The organism is Asticcacaulis biprosthecium C19 (assembly GCF_000204015.1).
In the GTDB taxonomy this organism is placed as follows: Bacteria; Pseudomonadota; Alphaproteobacteria; order Caulobacterales; family Caulobacteraceae; genus Asticcacaulis; species Asticcacaulis biprosthecius.
In genome coordinates, this window is sequence record NZ_GL883077.1 from 1,276,412 (window position 1) to 1,282,663 (window position 6,252).

At 61.2% G+C, this 6,252-nt stretch carries 5 protein-coding genes; 3 read left to right on the top strand and 2 right to left on the bottom strand.

From position 1 onward, the window contains the following. The first annotated feature begins 118 nt into the window (after window positions 1-118). Both ABI_RS06210 and ABI_RS06215 read left to right on the top strand, forming a co-directional pair. Window positions 119-1,057, top strand: a complete 939-nt coding sequence (locus ABI_RS06210; RefSeq protein ID WP_006272022.1) for an ABC transporter ATP-binding protein — start codon at window positions 119-121, stop codon at window positions 1,055-1,057. Then, window positions 1,054-1,815 (top strand): ABC transporter permease, encoded by a 762-nt coding sequence (locus ABI_RS06215; protein ID WP_006272023.1) that lies wholly within the window; start codon window positions 1,054-1,056, stop codon window positions 1,813-1,815. Before ABI_RS06210 ends, ABI_RS06215 begins: the two co-directional genes overlap by 4 nt. Before the next feature lie 120 nt (window positions 1,816-1,935). Here ABI_RS06215 and ABI_RS06220 read toward each other — a convergent pair whose 3' ends face one another. Both ABI_RS06220 and ABI_RS06225 read right to left on the bottom strand, forming a co-directional pair. Further along, on the bottom strand, window positions 1,936-3,006 hold the full coding sequence (locus tag ABI_RS06220) for a glycerophosphodiester phosphodiesterase family protein (protein ID WP_040308984.1): 1,071 nt from the start codon (window positions 3,004-3,006) through the stop codon (window positions 1,936-1,938). Window positions 3,007-3,237: 231 nt separating this feature from the next. Beyond that, complete coding sequence (locus ABI_RS06225) at window positions 3,238-5,538, bottom strand: TonB-dependent receptor (RefSeq protein WP_006272026.1); 2,301 nt, start codon at window positions 5,536-5,538, stop codon at window positions 3,238-3,240. A gap of 261 nt (window positions 5,539-5,799) precedes the next feature. On the opposite strand from ABI_RS06225, the gene ku reads away from it, so the two are divergent. After that, window positions 5,800-6,252, top strand: a 453-nt coding sequence (gene ku / locus ABI_RS06230) for a non-homologous end joining protein Ku (RefSeq protein ID WP_040308985.1), incomplete at its 3' end; no start/stop codon positions are given.

Consider the following 6,252-nt stretch of genomic DNA (forward strand, 5'->3'; position numbering starts at 1 on the left):
TAATAATGACCCGGACTCATTTTGGTCGCTGCCATGGCGTGTCAGCAGTCGGTCGCCGCCGTCTTGATCCGGGCGGGCCCTTCGGCCATATAGGGGGCACCCCAAAAAGGACGCCCGCATGGCCGATTCCATTATCCAGATCGAAAAGCTCGACAAGACCTACAAGGGCGGCCACCAGGCGCTGAAAAACGTCGATCTCGAGATCAAGCGCGGCGAGATCTTTGCTCTGCTAGGGCCCAATGGCGCCGGCAAGACCACCCTGATCGGCATTATCTGCGGGCTGGTGCGGCCGACCTCGGGGACGGTCATCGCCGATGGCCATGATATCGCGAAGGACTTCCGCAAGGCGCGTTCCGCCATCGGTCTGGTGCCGCAGGAACTGGCCACCGACATGTTCACGACCGTCTGGGCGACGATCGAATTCTCGCGCGGCCTGTTCGGCAAGGCGCCCAACAAGAAGCACCTGGAAAAGGTGCTGCGTGATCTGTCGCTGTGGGACAAGAAGGACAACAAGATCGCCACCCTGTCTGGTGGCATGAAGCGCCGGGTGCTGATCGCCAAGGCGCTGGCGCATGAGCCAACGATCTTGTTCCTCGATGAGCCGACCGCCGGTGTCGATGTCGAGCTGCGCCGGGAAATGTGGGAGATGGTGCGGCGCTTACGTGAAAGCGGCGTCACCATCATCCTGACCACCCACTATATCGAAGAGGCCGAGGAGATGGCTGACCGGATCGGGGTGATCAACAAGGGTGAGATTATCCTGGTCGAGGACAAGCACGATCTGATGCGCAAGCTGGGCCAGACCCAGGTTACGATCGTGCTCAAGGAACCGCTGACGTCTCTGCCGCATCAGTTGCTCACATGGCCGGTGACCCTGTCGGAGGATGGTACCACCCTGCACCTGGCCCTGAAGGGCGAAAGCGATGACACTGAAGCCGACGCGACGGGGCTGATCAAGGCTCTGGCGGCGCTGAACATCGACTTCAAGTCAGTCGATATGAGCCGGTCGTCGCTCGAAGATATTTTCGTTAGCCTGGTGGCGGGAGACAACCAATGAACTGGCATGCCATTCGGGTGATCTATGCCCACGAACTGGGCCGCAGCATCCGCACCCTTTTCCAGAGCCTGGCCACCCCGGTCATCTCGACCTCTTTGTATTTCATCGTCTTCGGTTCGGCAATCGGGTCGCAGATGGGCGATGTCGGGGGTGTGTCGTACGGTGCCTTCATCATCCCGGGCCTGGTCATGCTGACGCTACTGACCGAAAGCACGTCCAATGCCTCGTTCGGGATTTACCTCCCGCGGTTTACCGGGACGATCTACGAAGTGCTGTCGGCGCCGGTGTCGGTGTTGGAAGTGCTGGCCGGCTATGTCGGGGCTGCGGCGACCAAGTCGGTGGTGTTGGGGTGTGTGATCCTGGCTACGGCGCGGCTGTTTGTGCCCTATGAGATCGTCCATCCGTGGGCGACGGCCGGATTCCTGGTGCTGATTTCGGTGACGTTTTCGCTGTTCGGTTTCGTGCTGGGGGTGTGGGCTGACGGGTTCGAGAAGCTTCAGGCCGTGCCGATGCTGATCCTGTCACCGCTGGCGTTTCTGGGCGGGACGTTTTACTCGATCAAGATGCTGCCGGAGGCGTGGCAGACGGTGACGTTGTTCAATCCTGTGGTCTATCTGGTCAACGGTTTTCGCTGGGCGTTTTATGGCCAGGCCGATGTCAATGTGTGGATCAGCTTGGGTATGACGCTTGTCTTCCTCGCGGTGTGCCTGGCGATCGTAGCCTGGATCTTCAAGACGGGTTACCGGCTGCGGACGTAGGGCCGGAGCGGCCGTCCGGTGCGGAGGCGTCTTCGGAAGGCCCCTCACCGGATCGCGTTCACTTCGTTCCGCTCTGGTCCTCTCCCCGGCCTCGCCGGCAGGCAAGGCGGGGAGAGGTAATTATTGCGCAAATCTGTTGCGTGCAGCGACGGCCGTGTCGGCGAAGTCGCTAAACACGCCATCTACCCCCATGCCGAACAACTGGGCGTATTCCGCCATAGGGTCGCCGGCGTAGAACGCATCCAGACGGTCATTGCGCAGGGTCCAGGTGAAAACCTCCAGACCGCGGGCATGGGCGTTGTCGATGATGTCGGTGTGCAAGATGGGCTGGCCGTCGCGAAACGACACCAGCCAGCGCTTCCAGGGAGATACCACAGACGCATAGGTGGCGATCTCGTCCAGACCTTGCGGCGTCAGCATGTCGGCATAGGTGCCGGCACGGCCCGATACCACCCAATCATAGGGCTTGTCGTCGGGCGGTAACAGGGTGACCGCACCCGATGCATCGACATCCGAACCGCTAATCAGTTGCAGCAGCTTGATCGGCGTCATTTTTTTGAGGGCCTTCAAATTGGCCTGTTCGAACGACTGGATCCATACCGGCGCCGAGGCTGAGTTCAAGCCGGCGCGGTCCAGCAGGTCGACCAGTTTTTCCTCGATCGGCAGACCCAGGTTGCGATGCAAGGTCGGGAACTTGATTTCCGGTACGATGCCGATAGACCGGCCGGCTTCGCGTGACAGCCGTTCGCGCAGCCCCAGCACCTCCTGCAGGGTCGGGATGTCATAGCGATCGTCGTCGGCGTGGCTGCGATCAACGAAGACCTGGCGCGCGCGCAAGGTCTTGATCTCGGCCAAGGTAAAATCGCTGACGAAGAAATCGGTGATCTCGAAGGTGCCAAAAGAGACCGTCCGTTTGCGCCCGGCAAATTCCGGATGGCTGAGGATATCGGTCGAATCCGTCAGGACGGGATCATGGCGCACGACCAGGTGACCGTCCTTCGTCGCCACCACATCGGGCTCGATATGGTCGGCGCCCATGCGCACGGCGGCCTCATATGCGGCCAGGGTGTGTTCGGGCAGGTAGCCGGAGGCGCCGCGGTGAGCGATCACCTGTGGACGGCGCGTTTGTGCGGCGGCGGGGGTGGCAAGAGCCATGGCGGCGGAGGCGGCGAGGAGTTGACGACGGTTCATGAATGTCATCTACGCGCCCATTGCAACAGAAATAAAAAAGCCGGCTGCGGTGGTGCGCAGCCGGCTCAAGTTTACCGGGAAAGCTAACTCATTTTTACGGGGATGATCCCAAGAGGCCCCCTCCGTCTCGACGCGCTGCGCCGATGGCCTTCGGCCTGGCTTGCTTGCTCGCCACCTCCCCACCTTCGGTAGGGAGGAGAAGGAAAGTTCATCCAGGCCCGCAACGCCCCCTTAGAACTTCTTACGCACGCTCACAAAGGCCTGACGCGGGGCGCCGGTCAGGATGGTCTGGTTGGTGCCGGAGGCGTCGTTGTTGGCGAAGCCGTTGGAGCCAATCGTCGAAATGTACTCCTCGTCCATCAGGTTAGTGATGTTGAGCTGGACGGTCGTGTCCAGCGCTTCGAAGCGGTAACCCAGGCTCAGATCGGCGATGGTCGAGGCTTCGACCAGGCCACCGATGTTTTCATAGGTGTAGTAACGCTCGCCAGTGTGGTTCAGCGACAGGTTGGCGAACAGGGCGCCGTTGTCGTACGACAGCTCGGCCTTGGCCAGGTTCTTCGGCGTGTTGACGACGGTCTTGCCCTTGGTGCGGGCCTTGATCGTGCCATCAGCCGCGACAACGTCGTTGGCATAGGTCGAGTCGTTGAAGGCGTAGGTGCCGTAGACCTTCCAGGTGTCGCTCAGGCGGTAGGTACCGGCCAGCTCGAGGCCCTTGGTTTCGACCGAGCCGACGTTGGACAGGACCGGGGCATTGCCCTGGATGCCCGAACCTTGCGCCACGGCCAGGATGCGGTTGTCGAACTCGACGGCATAGACAGCGGCCACGCCCTGGAAGCGGTCGGTGCGCAGGCGAACGCCGCCTTCGAGGGTCTTGGAGGTTTCCGGCTTCAACGTATCACGGACATAGTTGATATTGGCCTGGTTCTGCGAGCTGAAGGGGCCCGCCGTCGCGGCCGAGACGTAGGCGTTCATGTTTTCGCTGTAGGAGGCGAAAACTTCATAGCCGTTGTCCAGTTGATAGACGGCGCCGATTTGCGGCAGGAAGCTGTCCTTGGACTCCAGCTCGGCCTTGATGGTGCCGCCAACCTTTTGGTTGACCGTGTTGTCGACGTTGAGCGCCTTGAAGCCGAAGTTCAGCTTCAGGGCTTCGCTGACCTGCCAAACGTCCTGGACATAGGCCTGGGTCGTCTTGGTCGTGAAGTCGTATTCCCATTGGGTGTAGAAGGGGTTCTTCTGGAAGCCCAGGGAGTCGCGGCGCGGGGCCGACAGGGTTTCGCCGTAGAAGCGGCGCGCCTGGGTGAAGTCATTGTCCTCGGTCCAGAAACCGGCCGAGACCTGATGCGCGCCCAGGTCGAAGCTGATACCGCCGATAAAGCCGGTACGGTTGATGTCATACTCGGTGGTACGGATCGAGACGTAGGCGTTGTCGGTCGACGGGCTGGCCGAATTGTAGAAGGGCGAATATACAACGCCGGGCGACGGCAGGTACGGCGTGACCCACAGGCCCTGGCCTTCGTTCTTGTGGTTGTAGATCTGGCCGGTCACGCGGATCATGTCGGTGAGGGCGAAATCGGCCTTCACGCCGCCGATGGTGTCGTTACGGACGCCGGCGCCGTAGTAGTAGGCGTCGTCGACGGTGTCGATCTTGCCGGGATAGGTCGGGTTGGCCTGGGTCTGATACAGGTTGGCGACCTGGTTGGCCAGGGCCCAGTTCGGCTGGAAATTGTCCCAGTCATAGCCCAGACGGTCGATCATTTCGAACGACAGGTCCTGATAGTCCTGTTCCTGGCGTTCCGAACGGTTGACGAAGGCCGACAGCGAACCAGCGTCGCCCAGAGGCAGAACCCACTTGGTATTGATCTGCTGCGCCTTCTGGTCGCCGGCACCCTTCCACTTTTCAGCCTTCTGATCGGCGGCGGAGACGTAGCCGCGCAAGCCACCCAGAGCGTCGATGCTGCCGGTGTCAAAACGGCCGTACAGGCGCTGCATGTCGTTGCTGCCGATCGTTGCCGCCAGTTCGCCGCCCAGATCCTGCGACGGATCGCGCGAGATGAACTTCAAGGTACCGCCCAGGTTGGACGAGGTGGCTGCATCCACCGAACCGGCGCCCTGGACCAGGTCGATGCGCGCGATGTCTTCGTTGATGATGGCGCGCGAAATGTGCAGGCCATTGTAGTTACCGTAGGACATGTCGCCCAGGGTGACGCCGTCCAGGGTAAAGCCGGTCTGGTTCTGGTTGAAGCCGCGGATCGAGATGCGGGTCGACCACTCATAGGCGCCGAACGGGTCGGCCGACTGGAAGGTGACGCCCGGAAGCTTGTCGAGGACCTTCAGCGGTGAGGTGCCGGGGGCCACTTCAGACAGGTCGGACGCGCGGACCGACTGGGTTTGGCGGCTTTGGCCGTGGCCCAGGATGATGATTTCCGCAGCTTCTTCGGCAACCGGGGCGGCGGGGGCCGCGGCGTCCTCGGCGTGGACAGCGCCGGCGAACAACGCGACGGCGGCGACGGAGGTGAACAGGAACGATTTCATTTATATCCCCTTGGGCGCCGGGGGAGGAAAGTTTGGCGCCATGGAGACGCCGCCCTAATCGTGGATGATGACGGTTTGAGCAAGGTTTTTGGACGGTTCGGTGTCTACCGCGCAAAGCTTTTGTGAAAAGCCCGTAAAGCCCTTGTTTCATAAGGGACGCATGGTGTGATCACGATGCCACAGCCAGATTCCTACTGAAAACTTACCGCGATTTTTCTTAGGGTCCTGACGGGGCGGGGCTGTTTGCAATGAGGAGACGTCATGGCCCTGCGCCCGTACTGGAGCGGCAATATCCGGCTTTCGCTGGTCACACTGTCGGTCAATGTCTATGCCGCGTTGAATCGGTCGAAGCAGATCGCCTTTCATGAAATCTATGAGCCGACGGGCGAGCGGGTGCGCCATCAACTGGTCGCCGGCGACAAGGACATCGACCGCGACGACATCGTCAAGGGCTATGAGGTCGAGAAGGGCGAATATGTCCTGATCGATCCGGACGAGATCAAGGACCTGAAGATTCCCTCCAGCAAGACCCTGGACATCGCTCAGTTCGTTGACGCCGACGCCATCGATCCGGTCTATTTCGAGAGTCCTTATTTTGTCGCGCCGGCCGACCGCGGCGATGAGGCGACCTTTCGCGTCATCCGCGACGCCTTGCGCCAGTCGGGAAAGGTCGGGGTGGGGCAGTTGGCCATAGGCGGGCGCGAGCGGTTGTGT